The 18,000-nt window shown below is 25.3% G+C and carries 17 protein-coding genes and 1 tRNA gene; 9 read left to right on the forward strand and 9 right to left on the reverse strand.

From position 1 onward, the window contains the following. Positions 1–1,461 (forward strand): RNA polymerase factor sigma-54, encoded by a 1,461-nt coding sequence (rpoN, locus tag H0H50_RS02575; protein WP_185867063.1) that lies wholly within the window; start codon positions 1–3, stop codon positions 1,459–1,461. On the opposite strand, the gene H0H50_RS02580 is transcribed toward rpoN, so the two are convergent. From H0H50_RS02580 to H0H50_RS02605, 6 genes are all read right to left on the reverse strand, one after another. Further along, complete coding sequence (locus H0H50_RS02580; RefSeq protein ID WP_185867064.1) at positions 1,462–2,814, reverse strand: aldehyde dehydrogenase family protein; 1,353 nt, start codon at positions 2,812–2,814, stop codon at positions 1,462–1,464. A gap of 11 nt (positions 2,815–2,825) precedes the next feature. Continuing rightward, positions 2,826–3,269, reverse strand: coding sequence for a SufE family protein (locus H0H50_RS02585; protein ID WP_185867065.1), 444 nt, complete (start codon positions 3,267–3,269; stop codon positions 2,826–2,828). Positions 3,270–3,321: 52 nt separating this feature from the next. After that, positions 3,322–5,619, reverse strand: a complete 2,298-nt coding sequence (metE, locus tag H0H50_RS02590) for a 5-methyltetrahydropteroyltriglutamate--homocysteine S-methyltransferase (protein WP_185867066.1) — start codon at positions 5,617–5,619, stop codon at positions 3,322–3,324. A 61-nt stretch (positions 5,620–5,680) separates the two neighbouring features. After that, positions 5,681–6,871, reverse strand: a complete 1,191-nt coding sequence (locus H0H50_RS02595) for a putative sugar nucleotidyl transferase (protein WP_185867067.1) — start codon at positions 6,869–6,871, stop codon at positions 5,681–5,683. Between the two features lie 9 nt (positions 6,872–6,880). Beyond that, complete coding sequence (locus H0H50_RS02600) at positions 6,881–7,135, reverse strand: type B 50S ribosomal protein L31 (protein WP_185867068.1); 255 nt, start codon at positions 7,133–7,135, stop codon at positions 6,881–6,883. Continuing rightward, a complete protein-coding gene (locus tag H0H50_RS02605; RefSeq protein WP_185867069.1) occupies positions 7,104–8,246 on the reverse strand; it encodes a 3-oxoacyl-ACP synthase III family protein in 1,143 nt (380 codons plus the stop codon). Before H0H50_RS02605 ends, H0H50_RS02600 begins: the two co-directional genes overlap by 32 nt. 115 nt (positions 8,247–8,361) lie before the next feature. Here H0H50_RS02605 and ubiE point away from each other — a divergent pair, with 115 nt between their 5' ends. From ubiE to H0H50_RS02630, 5 genes are read left to right on the forward strand one after another with little or no spacing between them, the layout of a single operon-like run. Continuing rightward, positions 8,362–9,096 carry a bifunctional demethylmenaquinone methyltransferase/2-methoxy-6-polyprenyl-1,4-benzoquinol methylase UbiE gene (gene ubiE / locus H0H50_RS02610; RefSeq protein WP_185867070.1) on the forward strand — a complete coding sequence of 245 codons (735 nt, stop codon included), beginning with the start codon at positions 8,362–8,364 and terminating at the stop codon, positions 9,094–9,096. Positions 9,097–9,134: 38 nt separating this feature from the next. After that, a complete protein-coding gene (locus tag H0H50_RS02615; protein ID WP_185867071.1) occupies positions 9,135–10,655 on the forward strand; it encodes a GH3 auxin-responsive promoter family protein in 1,521 nt (506 codons plus the stop codon). Positions 10,656–10,690: 35 nt separating this feature from the next. Then, a complete protein-coding gene (rpsO, locus tag H0H50_RS02620) occupies positions 10,691–10,954 on the forward strand; it encodes a 30S ribosomal protein S15 (RefSeq protein ID WP_185867072.1) in 264 nt (87 codons plus the stop codon). A 46-nt stretch (positions 10,955–11,000) separates the two neighbouring features. Continuing rightward, positions 11,001–13,148, forward strand: a complete 2,148-nt coding sequence (locus H0H50_RS02625) for a polyribonucleotide nucleotidyltransferase (protein ID WP_185867073.1) — start codon at positions 11,001–11,003, stop codon at positions 13,146–13,148. Beyond that, a complete protein-coding gene (locus H0H50_RS02630) occupies positions 13,145–14,008 on the forward strand; it encodes a sigma-70 family RNA polymerase sigma factor (RefSeq protein WP_185867074.1) in 864 nt (287 codons plus the stop codon). Before H0H50_RS02625 ends, H0H50_RS02630 begins: the two co-directional genes overlap by 4 nt. A 2-nt stretch (positions 14,009–14,010) precedes the next feature. Here H0H50_RS02630 and H0H50_RS02635 read toward each other — a convergent pair. The 3 genes from H0H50_RS02635 to H0H50_RS02645 form a co-directional block, all read right to left on the reverse strand. Further along, positions 14,011–14,084, reverse strand: a tRNA-Arg gene (locus H0H50_RS02635). A gap of 10 nt (positions 14,085–14,094) precedes the next feature. Further along, positions 14,095–14,853 (reverse strand): triose-phosphate isomerase, encoded by a 759-nt coding sequence (gene tpiA, locus H0H50_RS02640; protein ID WP_185867075.1) that lies wholly within the window; start codon positions 14,851–14,853, stop codon positions 14,095–14,097. 34 nt (positions 14,854–14,887) lie between these two features. Then, positions 14,888–15,391: a nucleotide modification associated domain-containing protein gene (locus H0H50_RS02645; protein WP_185867076.1), complete on the reverse strand. Its 504-nt coding sequence runs from the start codon at positions 15,389–15,391 to the stop codon at positions 14,888–14,890. A 47-nt stretch (positions 15,392–15,438) separates the two neighbouring features. Between H0H50_RS02645 and folP the strand changes: the two genes are divergently transcribed. From folP to H0H50_RS03090, 3 genes are read left to right on the forward strand one after another with little or no spacing between them, the layout of a single operon-like run. Further along, positions 15,439–16,272 carry a dihydropteroate synthase gene (gene folP / locus H0H50_RS02650; protein WP_185867077.1) on the forward strand — a complete coding sequence of 278 codons (834 nt, stop codon included), beginning with the start codon at positions 15,439–15,441 and terminating at the stop codon, positions 16,270–16,272. Positions 16,273–16,327: 55 nt separating this feature from the next. Continuing rightward, positions 16,328–17,086, forward strand: coding sequence for a diadenylate cyclase (locus H0H50_RS02655; RefSeq protein WP_394798959.1), 759 nt, complete (start codon positions 16,328–16,330; stop codon positions 17,084–17,086). Between the two features lie 13 nt (positions 17,087–17,099). Then, positions 17,100–17,813: a UDP-N-acetylmuramoyl-tripeptide--D-alanyl-D-alanine ligase gene (locus H0H50_RS03090; RefSeq protein WP_238784192.1), complete on the forward strand. Its 714-nt coding sequence runs from the start codon at positions 17,100–17,102 to the stop codon at positions 17,811–17,813. The last annotated feature ends 187 nt before the right edge of the window (positions 17,814–18,000 follow it).

Raw genomic sequence — 18,000 nt, forward strand, 5'->3', positions numbered from 1 at the left:
ATGTTAAAACAACAGTTATTGCAAAAAGGACAACATAAACTTTCTCCGCAACAAATCAAATTAATGAAATTAGTCCAATTATCTACTTTAGATTTTGAACAAAAAGTTCGACAAGAGTTAGAAGAAAATCCCGCTTTAGAATTAGAAGAAGAAAATAGTTCGGATTTAGATTTAGAAGAGTCTTCAGATATATTAGAATTAGAAAATGACCTTACGGAAGATCAAACTGTAGATTTTTCTGATATGGATGAATATTTAAGTGATGACGAATTTGAAGATTTTAAAATAAACAATCCAAATTACAGTGTGCAAAAATATATTCCTATTATTTCTGGAATTTCTTTTCAAGACTATTTAAAAAGTCAATTGCATACATTTCGTTTGAATGAAAAAGATTTATTAATTGCTGATTTTATATTAGGAAATATCGATGATGATGGTTTTATTAGAAGAAAAATAACATCTATAGCAGATGATATTTTTTTAATACTCGGAATATCAGTATCTACAGAGAAAATAGAAAAATTACTGATAGATTATATACAAAAATTAGATCCTATAGGAGTAGGATCCAGAAATCTACAAGAATGTTTATTAATTCAATTAGATAAAAAAAAAATGAATCAGGAAATTTTTTTATCAGAAAAAATTATACGATATCATTTTGAATCTTTTGTAAAAAAACATTATCAAAAATTACAAATGAAATTGGGAATAACAAAAAAAAATTTAAGAAAAGCCATTGATCAAATAAAAAAATTAAATCCTAAACCAGGTAAAATTTATTCTGATAATACTAAAAATTTGGATCATATTATTCCGGATTTTAATATATATATTTCAGATGAAAAATTAGAACTTTCTATAAATCAAAGAAATATACCAGAATTAAAGGTGTCATCTTTATATTTAAATATATTAAAATCTTATAAAAATAAATCAGAAAAAAATGTAAAAAAAGATGAAAAAACCATTATGTTTTTAAAGCAAAAAATAGATTCAGCAAAATGGTTTGTGGATGCAATCAAACAACGTCAAAATACATTAATGTTAACTATGAATGCTATTATGAATTATCAAAAAGAATATTTTTTAACTGGAGATCCAATTAAAATAAAACCTATGATTTTAAAAAATATTTCCCAAAAAATTGGAGTAGGGATTTCTACTGTTTCACGTGTAGCTAATAGTAAATATGTTAATACACCATATGGTACTTTTTTAATAAAAAGCTTTTTTTCTGAAAAAATGATAAATCAAGAAGGAGAAGAAATTTCTTCTATTGAAATCAAAAAACTATTAGGAGAATCAATAGCTCAAGAAAATAAAAAAAAACCTCTTACAGATGAAAAATTATCCAATATACTTAAAGAAAAAGGATATTTAATAGCTAGGAGAACTATCGCTAAATATAGAGATCAAATGCATATTCCTGTTGCAAGGATGCGAAAAAATTTATAATTATTTTATAATTAAAGTTTTACAATTAGAAAATTCTTTTATAGATAAAGCTGATAATTCTCTACCATATCCAGATTTTTTAACTCCTCCAAAAGGAAAACGTGGATCGGATTTTACAATTTCATTAATAAAAATCATTCCAGTATCTATTTCTCTTGATATTTTTTCCGCTTTTTCTAAATCTTTTGTCCAAATAGAAGTTCCAAGTCCGTATGGTGTATTATTGACAATATCAGGAATTATTTTTTCTTGAGAAAAAGAATAAACTATTCCTATTGGACCAAATATCTCTTCTTTATTCACTATGGAATTATCATTTTCTATTTTCAATAAAGAAGGAGAAAAGAAATTACCATTTCTGGTAATTTCTAAACATATTTTACCTCCATTTAATATAATATTTTTATATTGTTGATGTAATTTATCAGATAAATCATTACGAGAAATATAGCCTATTTTGGTTAATTCATCATACAAATCTCCTTTATGATATGTTTTCATCTCTTGCATGACTGCATCTATAAAATCATCCATGATCATTTTATCTACAATAAATCTTTTTGCAGAAATACATGTTTGTCCTGTATTATTTAATCTAGATTCTGTAGCTAATTTTGCTATCTTTTTTATATTTTCTACATCTTTCATAACTACAAAAGCATCATTTCCTCCTAATTCCAAAACAGATTTTTTAACATATTTTCCCGATAATGATCCTATAATGCTCCCAGTTAAAGTACTTCCTGTAAAAGTAACTCCTTGTATAATAGAATGTGCAATAACGGATTCTATCTTATTAACATCTATTAATAAAACCTGGAAAACTCCTTTAGGAAAACCAGATTCTAAGAATATTTTCTCTAAAATAAGAGAACATCCTGTTGTATTAAGAGCAGGTTTAATGATAATTATATTTCCTAATAATAAATTAGGAATAGTAGATCTAATTGTTTGCCAAATAGGATAATTCCAAGGCATAATCCCTAATATAGCACCTATAGATTCAAACTTGACATAAGAAATTTCATATTCAGTATGAATTTTTTTAGTAAAAATAGATTCTTCTAATTTGGAATAGTATTGGCACAAATTAATACTTTTATTGATCTCTGCATAAGATTGAGTAATGGGCTTCCCCATTTCTTTAGTAATGGAATATGCTATAATATCTATGGCTTTCTGCATGCAAAAACAGAGTTTCATGATACATTTAATCTTAGAATCAAAGGAAAAATTTTTCCATTCTTTATATGCATTTTGAGCTTCTGATAATTTAATATTAATGTTCTTATCTGATAAAAAATAATAAGTTTTTAATACATTGTTATCTACAGGATTAATGGTTTGAAACATATCACTTTTTTTTAAATTCTACCATTTGATCTAATAGAAGTTTTGGTATGGAAAGCTATGGCGTAAAACTTTATTTTTTTTAAAAATAAAAACATTCCATTAGCTCTAATAGGAGATAGGAAAGTTTGAAATCCTATTTCATAAATAAAATTAGCATTAGAATAAATAATTTCAAAAGGAAAAAGACCTGAATATACTCGAATCATAATAGCAATCATCCCTCTGGGTAATAACGCTTCACTATCTGCTTCAAAAAAAATACGTGATCCATCAAATTTAGCTTCTAACCAAACTTTAGATTGACATCCATGAATTAATTTTTCCTCTGACCTAAACTTATAAGATTTTTTAGGCAATTTATTTCCCAAATCTATCAAATATTCATATTTTTCCTCCCAATTCTTAAGGAATTGAAACTCCTTTTTTATTATTTCTTCTTTTTTATGTAAAATCATTTATAAATTTTTAGGTCAACATGAAAATATACACATTTCTTTTTTTCAAATTTCAAGATGAATTAACTAATTTTTTTCTAGCTATTTTTGCTGCTTTTGTCATATTATGAAGCGATTTCAATACTTCCTCCCATTTTCTAGTTTTTAATCCACAATCTGGATTAACCCAAATATTTTTTATAGGTAATTTATTTGAAGCTTTTTTGATTAAGTCAAATATTTCTTCTACGGTAGGAATTCTTGGAGAATGAATATCATATACTCCTGGACCTATTTCATTAGGATAAGAAAAAACTGAAAAAGCTTTTAACAATTCCATTTTAGATCTAGATGTCTCCATAGTGATAACGTCTGCATCCAGATCTGCTATATGTTCAAATATATCGTTAAATTCACTATAACACATATGTGTATGTATTTGAGTTTCATCTTTTACTCCACTTGAAGAAATACGAAAGGCCTTAATAGACCAATCAAAATAAGACTTCCAATTCTTTTTTTTCAAAGGTAATCCTTCTCTTAGGGCGGGTTCATCTATTTGAATAATTTGAATCCCAGATTTTTCCAAGGATAAAACTTCTTCTCGAATAGCCCAAGCTATTTGATAAGCAGTATGATATATAGGTTGATCATTTCTCACAAAAGACCATTGTAGAATTGTTACGGGACCGGTTAGCATGCCTTTCATTAATTTTTTTGTTTTAGATTGAGCAAAACATATCCATTCAACAGTCATATCGCTAATACGACCAACATCTCCATAAATAACAGGAGGTTTAACACAACGGCTTCCATAACTTTGAACCCATCCATTGTTAGTAGAAAGAATTCCTTTTAATTTATCGGAAAAATATTCTACCATATCAGTTCTTTCAAACTCTCCATGAACCAGGACATCTAAATCTATTTTTTCTTGCTTTTTAATAACATCTACAATAAAATCTTTAATTTTTTCATTATAACTTTCTTGACTCAACTCCTTTTTTCGTAATTTGTTACGCAAACTACGAATTTCTTTCGTTTGTGGAAAAGATCCTATAGTAGTAGTAGGAAATAGAGGAAGACGAAACTTATTTTTTTGCTTTTTTTGTCTAATATAAAAATGATTATTTCTTTGTATATCTTGGTCTGTTATTTTTGTCATTCTTTCCTTTATTTTTTGATCATAAAAAATAGAGGATGATTTTTCTAATAAAGAAGAATTTTTGAATAAAATATTTTTATTTCCTTTTACAATTTCTACTAAATCATTTAATTCGTAAATTTTTTGTTTTGCAAAAGACATTCTATTTTTGATTGCTATATGAATAGAATGTTCATACTCTATATCTATAGGTACGTGTATAAGAGAACAATTAGGAGCTATCATAATTCTATCTTCTCCTATAGATTCTATCGCATTTTCTATTTTTTGAACAGAATTAGCATAATTGTTTTTCCATACATTTCTTCCATCAATAAGTCCTAAAGATAAAATCATTTTTGATTCTCTTGAAAAAAAAGAGAGGATTTTTTCCATCTGTTCTGAATCTTCCACTAAATCTATATGCAATGCTTGAATAGACATATCCTGAAAAAGAAACATATTTTCTGACATTCCATCAAAATAAGAAGCTAACATAATATTGATATCAGAACAAAATTTAGATATTTCACCATAAGCATATTTAAAAGCCTCTTTTTCTTTTTCAGACATATCTAAAACTAAAATAGGTTCATCTAATTGAATCCAATTAATTCCTTCATTTTTTAATTTTTTTATAATTTTTATATAAATAGGAATTATATTTTCTATTAAATCCATTTTATGAAAAGACTTTTCTTTTTCTTTCCCTAAAAATAAATAGGATACAGGTCCAATTAATACAGGTTTAATTTTTTTTATAGATTTCAATATTTTTTTAGATTCCTCTAATTCATCAAAAATTTTATTTGAAAAAATTGAAAATTTTTGATTTTTATCAAATTCTGGTACTATATAATGATAATTAGTATTAAACCATTTTGTCATTTCCATAGCTTTAATATCCCATTCATTTCTTTGAAACCCTCTAGCCATAGAAAAATATAAATCAATATTATTATGAATTACTGGAATAGAATGATAAGACTCTGGAATCACTCCCAACAATAAGGACATATCTAGAACATGATCATAAAAACTGAAATCATTGCATGGAATTAAATCTAAATTAGCCTCTTCTTGTAATTTCCAATTTTCCTCTCTTATTTTTTCCCCTACTTCAAATAAAGAATTAGAATCAATCTTATTTGACCAATAAGCTTCACTAGCTTTTTTTAACTCTCTTCGTATTCCTATACGAGGATACCCTAAATTATGTTTCAGCATAAAATAACTTTTATTGAAAATTTTATTTTCATATGTATGATATGATATAAATAAAAATTAATTAAATATCCAACAATTGATATAAATATTCTAAAATTTTTTTATCTAAAATAGAAAAATTTATATTTCTTCTGTTCATTACAATTTCAACAGTTTCACAAACTTTATTAAAAGAAATTCTTTTTTTCATTTGAATACCTCCTAAACAAAAAGAAGGAATATATCTGGAAGGAAATCCATATCCAAAAATACTATCACCAACACCTACAATCGTAGCTGTATTAAATTGAGTATTTATTGCTGATTTAGAATGATCTCCCATGATTATCCCAATAAATTGTAAATTAGTAGGAACAAAATCTTTTTTTTCATAATTCCAAATTGTTACTTTTTGATAATCATTTCTCAAATTAGAAATATTAGTTCCAGCACCTAAATTACACCATTCTCCTAAAATAGAATTTCCTAAAAATCCATCATGAACCTTATTAGAATAGGAAAAAATCACAGAATTGAAAATTTCTCCTCCTACTTTACAAAAAGCAGCTATTGTTGTACCTCCATATATTTTTGATCCCATATTTAATATAGTGTTATTTCCAATAGCTACTGGCCCTCTGATTATGGATCCTTCCATAATTTTAACTCCTTTTTCAATATATATGGGGCCAAGTTTAGCATTTAATACAACATTATTTGCTTTTATATCTTCTTCCAAAAAAATTTCTTCTTTACAAAGAACATAATTTTTTCCCAATAAAGAGAAAGATTTTTTTCCTTTTGTGAAAAACATAAAATCTTTTTTTAATATAGTTTCATTGTTTATAAATATGTCCCATGGATATTGAATATGAATAACTCGTTTTACATGATATGTTTTTTGACATTTATTTAAATATAAAGGAAGAAGATCTTCTTTTTCTGAAAAAAAATTCTTTTTTATAGCAATCATTTTTTCTTTAAAAAAAATGGTTTCATTTTCTTTTAAAGAAAGAAGAATTTTAATTAACTCTTCATTAGGAAGAAATGAAGAATTGATCAAGAATACATTCTCAAAAAATGAATATTTTTTTTTTGAATATTTCTTTGAAAGAAAAGGTTGTGTCATAATATGATTTACATTTTTTCCAATGTATTTTTCCCATCTTTCTTTTATTGTAAATAATCCTAATCGAATTTCTGATACAGGTCTAGTAAGCGTTATAGGAAATAATTTTTTCCATTCTATTCCATCATATAATATGAAATTCATATATATATTTTATAATTTTTTATACTTTTCGTATTTTTTCTTAAACTTTTCTGCAGGACCTGTTTTACCTAAAAATCTCTTTTCCCCAGTAAAAAATGGATGTGAATAACTAGATATTTCCATTTTATATAATGGATAATCACTTCCATCTATATGAATAGAATCTTTTGTTGTAACTGTTGATTTACAAATCAATATTTTTTCGTTATTAATATCTTTAAAAACAACAAGTCTATAATTTTTTGGATGTATTTTTTTTTTCATATTTATTTTTTTTGGAAATTGGAAAACGGTAAATCATTCCATTAATATTCATTCCAGCTCCTAAAGATGCCATGAGAATTATATCTCCAGGTTTAATTTCATGAGGAGGCATTTTTCCTTTAAGAATTAAATCTAATAAAGTAGGAACAGTAGCAACAGAAGAATTTCCAAATTTTTGTATTGTCATAGGCATTATTTTTGAAATAAAATCCTTCCTACTTAGGATATTATAATTATACAATTTCAATAATCTTTTTAAAATAGCATAATCCATTTTAGCATTAGCTTGATGTATGAGAATTTTTTTAATATCCTTAAGATGTAAATTAGCGTGATCAAGTATATTTTTTAGCATATTTGGAACTTCTGTTAACGCATACTCATAAATTCTCCTTCCATTCATTCTAATATTAACTAAAGATCTTTTATAATTGGGATTTAAAGAAGGACCATTAGTCAAATAATATAATTCATCATTATTATCACATTGAGTATCATAATGAATGATCCCATATTTTTCATCTTCTAAATATTCTATAGAAGATAGAACTGCTGCTCCTGCTCCATCTGAAAAAATCATTGCATTTCTATCATGTGGATCTATAACTTTAGATAAAGTTTCAGAACTAGTAATCAATATATTTTTAGCATATTTAGCTTGTAAAAGCTGATCCGAAAGAATCATTCCCTCTATCCATCCTGTACAACCAAAAATCATATCATATGGTCGACATTTTTTATTTTTTATTTGAAGTTTATTTTTTACTTTAGCAGCTATAGAAGGCATAAAATCAGATTGATAAGATATAGGATGAATATCTCCATAATTGTGAGCCGATATGATATAATCTATTTTTTCTTTATTAATTTTAGAATTAACCAAAGCTTTTTTTGCGGCCATAGCCGCTATATCAGAATTAAATAACCCCTTATTTATATACCTTCTTTCCTCTATTTCCGTAATTTTTTGAAATTTATTAATGATTTCTTCATTAGATTTTTTAATTTTTAATCCTCTTTTATCGTAAAATTTTTGTTTTAGAAAATGATCTTTTTTTATGATATTCTTGGGTAAATAATGTCCCGTACCTGTAATGATTGATCGAATCATTTCTTTTCTTTTAATTGAAAAATTAAATCAAATAATAATAAAGTAAAAAAACAATATAAAGAATCATTCTTTTTCTTCTTATTTTTCTTAATTTAAGAAGTAAATTTCAAATATTATGAATAAATATTCTCTTTCTTCAAAAGAAGGAAAATTAAAAAATATGTTTGATCATATTGCTAATAAATACGATTTAATCAATCATATATCATCTTTTGGAATAGATTTTATATGGAGAAAGAAAGTAATTCATTTATTATACAAATTTAGTTTTAGGAAAAAAAAAATTAAAAAAATACTTGATTTAGCTACTGGTACTGGAGATTTAGCTATTTTATTAGCTAAAAAATTCAAATATCCCTATATTATAGGATTAGACCCATCTGATAAAATGCTGAAAATAGCTGAAAAAAAAATAAAAAACAATTTTTTGGAAAAAAGAATTCAAACAATACAAGGATATTCAAACAATATTCCGTTCAAAAATGAAACTTTTGATATAGTAACTATTGGTTTTGGAATTAGAAATTTCCAATATATTCATCACTCTGTTAAAGAAATATATAGAATTCTAAAACCTTCAGGTATTTTAGCCATTTTAGAATTTTCCAAACCTTCCAATTTTTGGATAAGAAAAATTTATTATTTTTATTTATTTTTTATAAAAAAAATCGGAAATTTTATATCAAAAAACCATTTTGCCTACAGTTATTTAAAGGAATCTATATTATCTTTTCCCTATTGCAACAAAAAAATGAATAATCTTTTAAAATATCATAAATTAAATCCGATTTATACACAAAAATTAACTTTTGGAATTGTTTCTCTTTACTTAGCCAAAAAAAATAAATGATACAATTTTTTAATATTTAACTAATATATTTTTTCGTAATGATAAAGTATTTATCTGGATATTTTACATCTGCTTTTCTTAAAAGAAGAATTAAAAATATAGAGTTTTTTATGCGTTATCCAATAGAAATACAAAATCAATTAATAAATCAATTAATTTGGTATGCAAAAGATACCGAATTTGGAAAAAAATATGGATTTCGTGAAATTAAAAAGTATCAACAATTCTCTGAAAGAATACCCATATGTAAATATTCCGATTTACAATATAATATTAAAAGAATTCGTAAAGGAGAAAGAAATATATTATGGCCAGGAGAAGTTAAATGGTTTGCCAGATCATCTGGGACAACTAACAGTAGAAGTAAATACATTCCTGTAACCAAATTATCTATGAATAAATGTCATTACAAAGCAGGAAAAGATATGTTATCTATCTACATTCATAATCATCCCAAAACAAAAATATTTTTTGGAAAAACGGTTCGTTTAGGTGGAAGTTATGAATTACATAGAAAATATAATACGTTTTATGGGGATTTATCTTCCATTTTGATTAAAAACATGCCTTTTTGGGCTGAAAATATTTGTGTACCTAGTAAAAAAATAGCTTTAATGAGTGAGTGGGAAAGAAAATTAGAAAATATAGTAAAAAATACAGGATATCAAGATGTTAGAATTTTATTAGGTGTTTGTTCTTGGTTATTGATTTTTTTGAAAAAATTATTAAAAGAATTTGACAAAAAAAAAATAAATGAAATATGGCCTAATATAGAAGTTATATTTCATGGAGGGGTAAGTTTAAAACCTTATATTTATCAATATCAAAAATTGTTCGATACATCTATTAACTATTATGATGTGTATAGTGCTTCAGAAGGTTTTTTTGCTGTACAAGATCAAAAAAATGTTGAAGATCTTTTATTATTATTAAATCATGGGATATTTTATGAATTTATTCCTACAGAAGAAATAAACAATACAGATCCTAAAATATTTACTATTGATAAGGTAGAATTAAATAAAAATTATGCACTTGTTATTTCTACTAATGCAGGACTATGGAGATATATAGTTGGAGATACTGTAAAGTTTACTAGTTTATCTCCATATAGAATTTCTATTTCAGGAAGAACTACTCATTATATAAATTCTTTCGGAGAAGAATTAATTGTTGAAAATGCAGAAAAAGCTTTAAATAAAACTTGCATGAAAACAAATTCCATTATTCATGAATATACTGCAGGTCCTATATATATGAATCAAAAAAATTCTGGAGCTCATGAATGGATTATAGAATTTAAAAAATGTCCAAAAAATTTATGTGATTTTAGAAATATTTTGGATAATGAATTAAAATCTTTGAATTCGGATTACGAAATTAAACGATACAAAAATATAATTTTAGGTCCTCCTATTATATATGTTGCAAGAAATGGTTTATTCTATGATTGGCTAAAAAAACATAAAAAATTAGGAGGACAAAATAAAGTTCCACGTTTATCCAATGACAGAAGATATATTGATTCTATTCTAAAAATGGAAAAAAATAGAAATTAATTTCAAAAAAATATTTTTAACTTTATAGTTTTATTATGACAGTAGAAAAAAAAAAAGAAATATTCAAAACTTATGGAACATCTGTTTACGATACAGGTTCTTCCAAAGCTCAGATTGCTTTATTTACTTATAGGATTAATCATTTAAATAACCATCTTAAAAATAATAAAAAGGATTTTAATACAGAAAGAGCTTTAGTTAAAATGGTAGGAAAAAGAAAAAAATTGCTAAAATATATAGAAAAGCATGATATTGATAGTTACAAAAATATAATAAAACATTTAGGATTAAGAAAATAAAATTAATAAAATATTTCTATAGTTATATAGAAAACAAAAAAAAAATATGCCAGACATAGTAAAAGAGACCATTTCCATGAAAGATGGTCGTACTATCATTATAGAAACAGGTTGTTTAGCAAAACAAGCAGATGGAGCTGCTATAGTACGTGCAAGAGATACAATGCTTTTGGCAACTGTGGTCGTTTCTAAAGAAACAAAAAAAGAAACTAATTTTTTGCCTTTAACAGTAGATTATAGAGAAAAATATTCTGCAGGAGGTAAAATTCCTGGTGGTTTTATTAAAAGAGAAGGAAGACCTTCTAATGAAGAAATATTAACGATGAGATTAGTAGATCGTGTTTTGAGACCTACATTTCCAGATTGGTTTAAAAAAGAAATACAAATCATGATCTCGTTACTTTCATATGATAAAACTGTTTTACCAGATGGTTTAGCTGGATTAGCTGCATCTACAGCTTTATCAGTGGCAGGAATCCCTTTTAATGGTCCTATATCAGAAATTCGTATCATACGTATGAATGGAAAGTTTATTATTAATCCTAGTTTAGATCAGTTAAAAGAAGCCGATATAGATTTGATAGTAGGAGCTTCTAATCATTCTATTCTTATGATAGAAGGGGAAATGAAAGAAATAAAAGAAAATGAATTTTTAGAAACTGTTATCACAGCTCATAAAGAAATAAAAACACAAATAGAAGCTCAAATACGTTTAGTGGGTAAATTGTCAAAAAATAATTTTTGTATTTTTGATAATGAAAAATCAATAAATTCTTCTCAAGAAGAAGAAAATAGAATATTAAAAAAAGAACTTATTTCATTCTCATATGAAAAAATAGATAAAGTTTATCAAAACTTTTTAGATAAAAAAAATAGATCTATTCAAGAAAAAATTATACTCAACGATTTTAAAAAAAAATTTATAACAGAAGAAAAAGAAGCTATTGTTGACCAATTTTTTGAAGAAATTAGAAAAGAGATAATTAGAAATTTAATTTTAAAAAAAGGTGTTCGATTAGATGGAAGAACTAATAAACAAATACGTTCAATATCTAGTTTTGTTGATTATTTACCTGGAGTGCATGGTTCTGCCTTATTTTCAAGAGGAGAAACTCAATCTTTAACTACAGTCACATTAGGATCTTCTTTAGATGCTAATAGAATTGATAATGTTATTATGGAAAATCAGGAAAAATTTTATTTACATTACAATTTTCCACCTTTTTCTACAGGAGAAATACGTTCTATAAGAGGAGTTTCTAGACGTGAAGTAGGTCATGGAAATTTAGCTCAACGTGCATTAAAAAATGTTATCCCCAATAATCCATATACAATTCGTGTCGTTTCTGATATTATGGAATCTAATGGATCGTCTTCTATGGCTACAGTTTGTGCTGGTAGTTTGGCATTAATGGATGCAGGGATCCCTATAAAAAATCCTGTTTCTGGAATTGCTATGGGGTTGTTTATCGAACATAATAAAAAAGTTATTGTTTCAGATATAATGGGAGAAGAAGATCATTTTGGAGATTTAGATTTCAAAATAACAGGAACTAAATGTGGAATTACAGCTTGTCAAATGGATGTAAAAAAAATGCAAAGTGTAACATACGATCTTATAAATCAAATTTTAATGCAAGCTCTAGAAGGTCGTATTTTTATTTTAGAAAAAATGTTGGAAGTTTTACCTAAATATAGAAAAAAAATGAAACCTAATGCTCCAAAAATATATACTTTTAATATTCCAAAAGATTTTATAGGTTCAGTTATAGGAACCGGTGGAAAAGTGATTCAAGAAATACAATCATGTACAAATACAAATATATTAATTGAAGAAAAAGGGAATTTAGGTTACATTGAAATCGTTGGAAAAGATTATGAAAAAATAGAAAAAGCTATTAACAGAATTAAACAAATTGCTTTTGTTCCTGAATTAGGAAAAGTTTATAAAGCAAAAGTAAAATCTATAAAAGATTTTGGTGTTTTTGTTGAAATCTCCAAAGGAGTAGAAGGTTTGTTACATATTTCGGAAATAGGATGGAAAAGATTGAATAATATAGAAGAAGAGTTGCATATAGGTGATATTATTGATGTAAAATTTATGGGAATGGATGAAAAAAATAAAAAAATGAAACTCTCTAGAAAAGTACTTTTACCACGTCCTAAGAAAGAAAATAATATAAAAAAAATATGAGACAACTTAAAATTACTAAACAAGTAACAAATCGCGAATCTGAATCGTTAGATAAGTATCTTCATGAAATAGGTAAAATTCCATTATTAACTCCAGAAGAAGAAGTGGAATACGCTCGTAGAGCAAGAGAAGGAGACTCTTCGGCTATAGATAAACTTGTGAATGCAAATTTACGTTTTGTTGTTTCTGTAGCAAAACAATATCAAAATCAAGGACTAAGTTTATGTGATTTAATTAATGAAGGAAATTTAGGTTTAATAAAAGGAATTTTACGTTTTGATGAAACAAGAGGGTTCAAATGTATTTCTTATGTTGTTTGGTGGATTAGACAAGCTATTTTGCAAGCTATCGCTGAACAATCACGTTCTATTAGACAACCTACAAATAAATTAGCATTATTAAATAAAATACTAAAAACTCTTGCTCAACTTGAGCAAGAATTGCAAAGAACACCTTCCGTAAGAGAAATAGCAGAATATTTAGATATGAGTGAAAAAGATGTTGAAGAATCCATAAAAAATTCAGGAAGACATGTATCTATGGACGCTCCATTAATAGAAGGAGAAGATTCCAATTTATATGATTTAGTTAGATCAGACGAATCTCCTCGTCCAGATGAACATTTGGAAAAAGAATCTTTACGTAAAGATATAAAAAGGATTCTAGAAACTTTAAGTGAAAGAGAACGTCGTGTTATCATTTTACATTTTGGATTAAATGGATCTCCACCTATGACTTTAGAAGAAGTGGGACAATCTTGCGATTTAACGAGAGAACGAGTTCGACAAATTGAAAGTATAGCATTAAAAAGACTAAAACATTCTTCCAGAAGCAAAATACTTAAACCTTATTTAGGATAATACGACCTCGAAGGGATTCGAACCCATAACCTTCTGATCCGTAGTCAGATGCTCTATCCAATTAAGCTACGAGGCCTTTAATACATTTATGATTGAACAATATCTAAGAACTTTTCAAGTTTAAGAGAAGAGTTTCCTACAAGTCCTCCATCTATATCTTTTTGATAAAAAAGATCTTTTGCATTTAGATCATTAATACTTCCTCCATATAAAATAGATATATTATTAGAAATCTTTTCTCCATATTTTTCTAGAAATAAAGAACGAATAAATTCATGCATAGTTTGAGCTTGTTCAAATGTAGCCGTTTTTCCTGTTCCAATAGCCCATATGGGTTCATATGCTATATAAAAAGATTTTATATCTTCTGAAGAACAATGAAAAACTGTTTCTTCCAATTGATCTTTAACAATTTTAAATTGTTGATTATTATATCTTTCATTCAGCGATTCTCCTACACAGAAAATAATATTTAAACCATATTTCAATGCTATTTTTATCTTTTCTAATAAAATATTATTTTTTTCTAAAAAAAATTTTCTACGTTCACTATGTCCCAGTATAACTTTTTGAATTCCTATAGATTTTAGCATAGAAGCTGATACTTCTCCTGTATAAGAACCTCTATCTTTTTGATGAATATTTTGAGCCGCAATATTTAAAGTTGTTCCTTGTAAAATTTGATTTGAAATGTGTAAAAAAGGGAAAGAAGGAGCAACAATAATTTCTTTATTATGATTTATTTTTTTCTCGAAAACAAATTTTAATAAATTTCTAATAAAAGAAGTTGTTTCATGAAAGTCATAATTCATTTTCCAATTTGCAATGACAACCTTTTTTTTCATTATTTTTTTTGTACGATGTAATATAAATATAAAATTAAAAATTTTGTTTTAATAAAAAAATGCTTTCGATAAGTATTTGAAAACAAAATTTTTCTAATTCCTTTTCCTTGAATAAAATTTTTTTTTTATTTTTTTTTATATATGAAATATTTTTCAAAAGATCATTTATAGAAAATTTATTAAAAGTTATATTTGTGCAATCTATATAATTTTTTATACTTATAAATTTTTGATTATAAATCAATATCACATCATGATGTGATATTTTATTAAAATTTGATGTAAAATAAATATCTAATTTAATTAATATAATTATTAAATAATTTATGATATCTATATACGTATCTATTATTTTTTCTTCTTTAATTTTTTGATTTCCTTTTAATTGAATATTTTTTATACGTATTATTTTAATTAAAATCTGATCTATTATGGAATAATTATGTAAAAATTTCCATGATAATCCATAATCTATTAATTTTTCTGAAAAAAGTTTTCTACATTTTTGAATAATAAAATCAATATGAATAAGATTCATGTCATTTCATTTAATTTTGTAACAAATTACAATAAATAGTTTGTTCTATGATGATTAATTGTGCAGGGACTTTATTGCATTTAGAAGAACCAAAAATAATAGGAATCGTTAATTTAACTCCTGATTCTTTTTATGATGGAGGTAAGTTATGTTCTGAATATAATATTTTACAACATATAGAAATTTTATTAAGTGAAGGTTCTGATTTTATAGATATTGGAGGTTGTTCCACACGTCCAGGATCCAAATTAGTAACAGAAAAAGAAGAAATAAAAAGAGTAATCAAACCTATTCGTACTATTATAAAAAATTTTCCAAATGTTAGAATATCTATAGATACCTTTCGTAGTGAAGTAGCTAGAATAGCAGTGGAAGAAGGGGTTGTAATGATAAATGATATATCAGGAGGAAAATTTGATAAAAATATGTTTACTTTGCTAGGAAAACTTAAGATTCCATATGTATTAAATCATATAAAAGGAATACCTGAAAATATGCAGAAAAATCCTTCTTATTGTGAAGATATAATAATAGAAATAAACAATTTTTTTTCTGAACAAATTTTTTATTTAAAAAAATATGGAATTCAAGATATTATTTTGGATCCTGGATTTGGTTTTGGAAAAACACTAGAACAAAATTTTAGATTGTTAAAAAACTTATCTTTATTAGGATTTCAGGATTATCCAATTTTAGTTGGCCTTTCCAGAAAATCTATGATCAAACTTATTTTAAAATCTTCTTATGAAGATTCATTAAATGGAACTTCCATCATTCATACTATAGCACTTTTAAATGGATCCAAATTTTTACGTGTACATGATGTAAAAGAAGCTGTAGAATGCATTAAATTAGTACAATATTATAAAAAAATTTTATAATTCACTAATACTTATATTATTTTTGCGTAAAGCTTTTTTTTCATTATTATATTCATTGAAAATTTATTTCATTGATATTTTAGATATCTTTTTAGTAACCATTATTTTATTTCAAGTATACAGACTGGTTTACAGAACTGCTGCTTTAAATATTTTTTACGGGATCATAGCTACTTTTATTTTTTGGAAAGTAGTAGAAATTTATCAAATGAAATTTCTTAGCATAGTTATAAGTGCTTTTTTTAAAGGAGGTTTTTTGGCTTTAATTATTGTATTTCAACCAGAAATTAGAAAATTTCTTCTTATAGTAGGGAGCAAAATTTTTTTCAAAAAATTTATATTTTCTCTTTTCAAAAAATCAGGAGTATCCATTAAAACTGAAACTATAGATAGCATAGTCAATGCTTGTGCTATTTTTTCAGGAGATAAAACAGGAGTTTTAATCGTCATTCAATTACATCAAGATTTGAAAGAATTTATCCAAAATGGGGATGAAATGGATGCTAAAGTAAATATTTCTATTTTAGAAAGCATTTTCTATAAAAATAGTCCATTACATGATGGAGCTGTAGTTATTATAGAAAATAAAATTATAAAAACAAGAGCTATTCTTCCAGTTTCTTATAATAAAGAAATACCATCCCGTTTAGGATTACGACATAGAGCTGCTATTGGATTATCTGAAAAAACGGACGCTATATGTCTCGTTATATCCGAAGAAACAGGTTATATATCTTATATAAAAGATCAAAAAAGAACTGTAATTACTAATATTAATAACTTAAAAATGAAACTTGAAGAAGATTTACTTTAATTATATATGGTTTATGAATATTATAAATATATATCAATTATATTCTATTTCTTCTGGAATAGAAATAAATAGTCAAAAAGTTAAAAAAGGATCTATTTTTATAGGTTTAAAAGGAAAAAATTTTGATGGAAATCAATTTGCACATGAAGCCATTTCAAATGGGGCAAGAATAGCCATAGTTGATGATAAAAAATATGTTACCTGTAATAAAATCATTTTTGTATATAACACCTTATATTTTCTGCATGAATTAGCAAAATTTCACAGATATAGATTACATCATATACCTATCATTGCTATAACTGGAAGTAATGGAAAAACTACTACAAAAGAACTTATTGCAACTATTCTTGCTAAGAAATATAAAAAAATTCATTACACAAAAAAAAATTTAAATAATCATATAGGAATTCCGTTAACTATACTTTCCATGCCCATGGATACACAAATATCTGTCATAGAAATTGGAGCAAATCATGAAAAAGAAATAGAAAAAATGTGTCATATTATTAATCCAGATTATGGATATATAACTAATTTTGGAAAAGCTCATTTAGAAGGATTCAAAAATATGGAAGGGATCATACGTAGTAAGTTAGAGTTATATGATTTTTTAAATAAGAATAAAAAGGTAGTATTTATAAATGGAGATGATCCTATACAAATGAATAATAGTATGGGAATGAACAGATACATTTTTTCAGAAAAAAAAAAAAATCGGATATAAATATTAAATATTTATATAAAAAAAACAATTTAAAATCCACTTTATATATTAAAAATACCAAAATTGTTTCTTCTTTAATAGGAGATTACAATTTACACAACATAGCATCTGCTATAACTATAGGAACGTATTTTAAAGTTCCTTTAAAGAAAATAAAAGAAGCAGTAAAAAAATATGTTCCTAATAA

The organism is Blattabacterium cuenoti, assembly GCF_014252015.1.
GTDB classification, from domain to species: Bacteria; Bacteroidota; Bacteroidia; order Flavobacteriales; family Blattabacteriaceae; genus Blattabacterium; species Blattabacterium cuenoti_U.

Excerpts from the sequence above, each read along its gene's own strand:
- rpoN (WP_185867063.1), top strand. The coding sequence starts at position 1 with ATGTTAAAACAACAGTTATTGCAAAAAGGACAACATAAACTTTCTCCG.
- H0H50_RS02580 (WP_185867064.1), bottom strand. The coding sequence starts at position 2,814 with ATGTTTCAAACCATTAATCCTGTAGATAACAATGTATTAAAAACTTAT.
- H0H50_RS02585 (WP_185867065.1), bottom strand. The coding sequence starts at position 3,269 with ATGATTTTACATAAAAAAGAAGAAATAATAAAAAAGGAGTTTCAATTC.
- metE (WP_185867066.1), bottom strand. The coding sequence starts at position 5,619 with ATGCTGAAACATAATTTAGGGTATCCTCGTATAGGAATACGAAGAGAG.
- H0H50_RS02595 (WP_185867067.1), bottom strand. The coding sequence starts at position 6,871 with ATGAATTTCATATTATATGATGGAATAGAATGGAAAAAATTATTTCCT.
- H0H50_RS02600 (WP_185867068.1), bottom strand. The coding sequence starts at position 7,135 with ATGAAAAAAAAAATACATCCAAAAAATTATAGACTTGTTGTTTTTAAA.
- H0H50_RS02605 (WP_185867069.1), bottom strand. The coding sequence starts at position 8,246 with ATGATTCGATCAATCATTACAGGTACGGGACATTATTTACCCAAGAAT.
- ubiE (WP_185867070.1), top strand. The coding sequence starts at position 8,362 with ATGAATAAATATTCTCTTTCTTCAAAAGAAGGAAAATTAAAAAATATG.
- H0H50_RS02615 (WP_185867071.1), top strand. The coding sequence starts at position 9,135 with ATGATAAAGTATTTATCTGGATATTTTACATCTGCTTTTCTTAAAAGA.
- rpsO (WP_185867072.1), top strand. The coding sequence starts at position 10,691 with ATGACAGTAGAAAAAAAAAAAGAAATATTCAAAACTTATGGAACATCT.
- H0H50_RS02625 (WP_185867073.1), top strand. The coding sequence starts at position 11,001 with ATGCCAGACATAGTAAAAGAGACCATTTCCATGAAAGATGGTCGTACT.
- H0H50_RS02630 (WP_185867074.1), top strand. The coding sequence starts at position 13,145 with ATGAGACAACTTAAAATTACTAAACAAGTAACAAATCGCGAATCTGAA.
- tpiA (WP_185867075.1), bottom strand. The coding sequence starts at position 14,853 with ATGAAAAAAAAGGTTGTCATTGCAAATTGGAAAATGAATTATGACTTT.
- H0H50_RS02645 (WP_185867076.1), bottom strand. The coding sequence starts at position 15,391 with ATGAATCTTATTCATATTGATTTTATTATTCAAAAATGTAGAAAACTT.
- folP (WP_185867077.1), top strand. The coding sequence starts at position 15,439 with ATGATGATTAATTGTGCAGGGACTTTATTGCATTTAGAAGAACCAAAA.
- H0H50_RS03090 (WP_238784192.1), top strand. The coding sequence starts at position 17,100 with ATGAATATTATAAATATATATCAATTATATTCTATTTCTTCTGGAATA.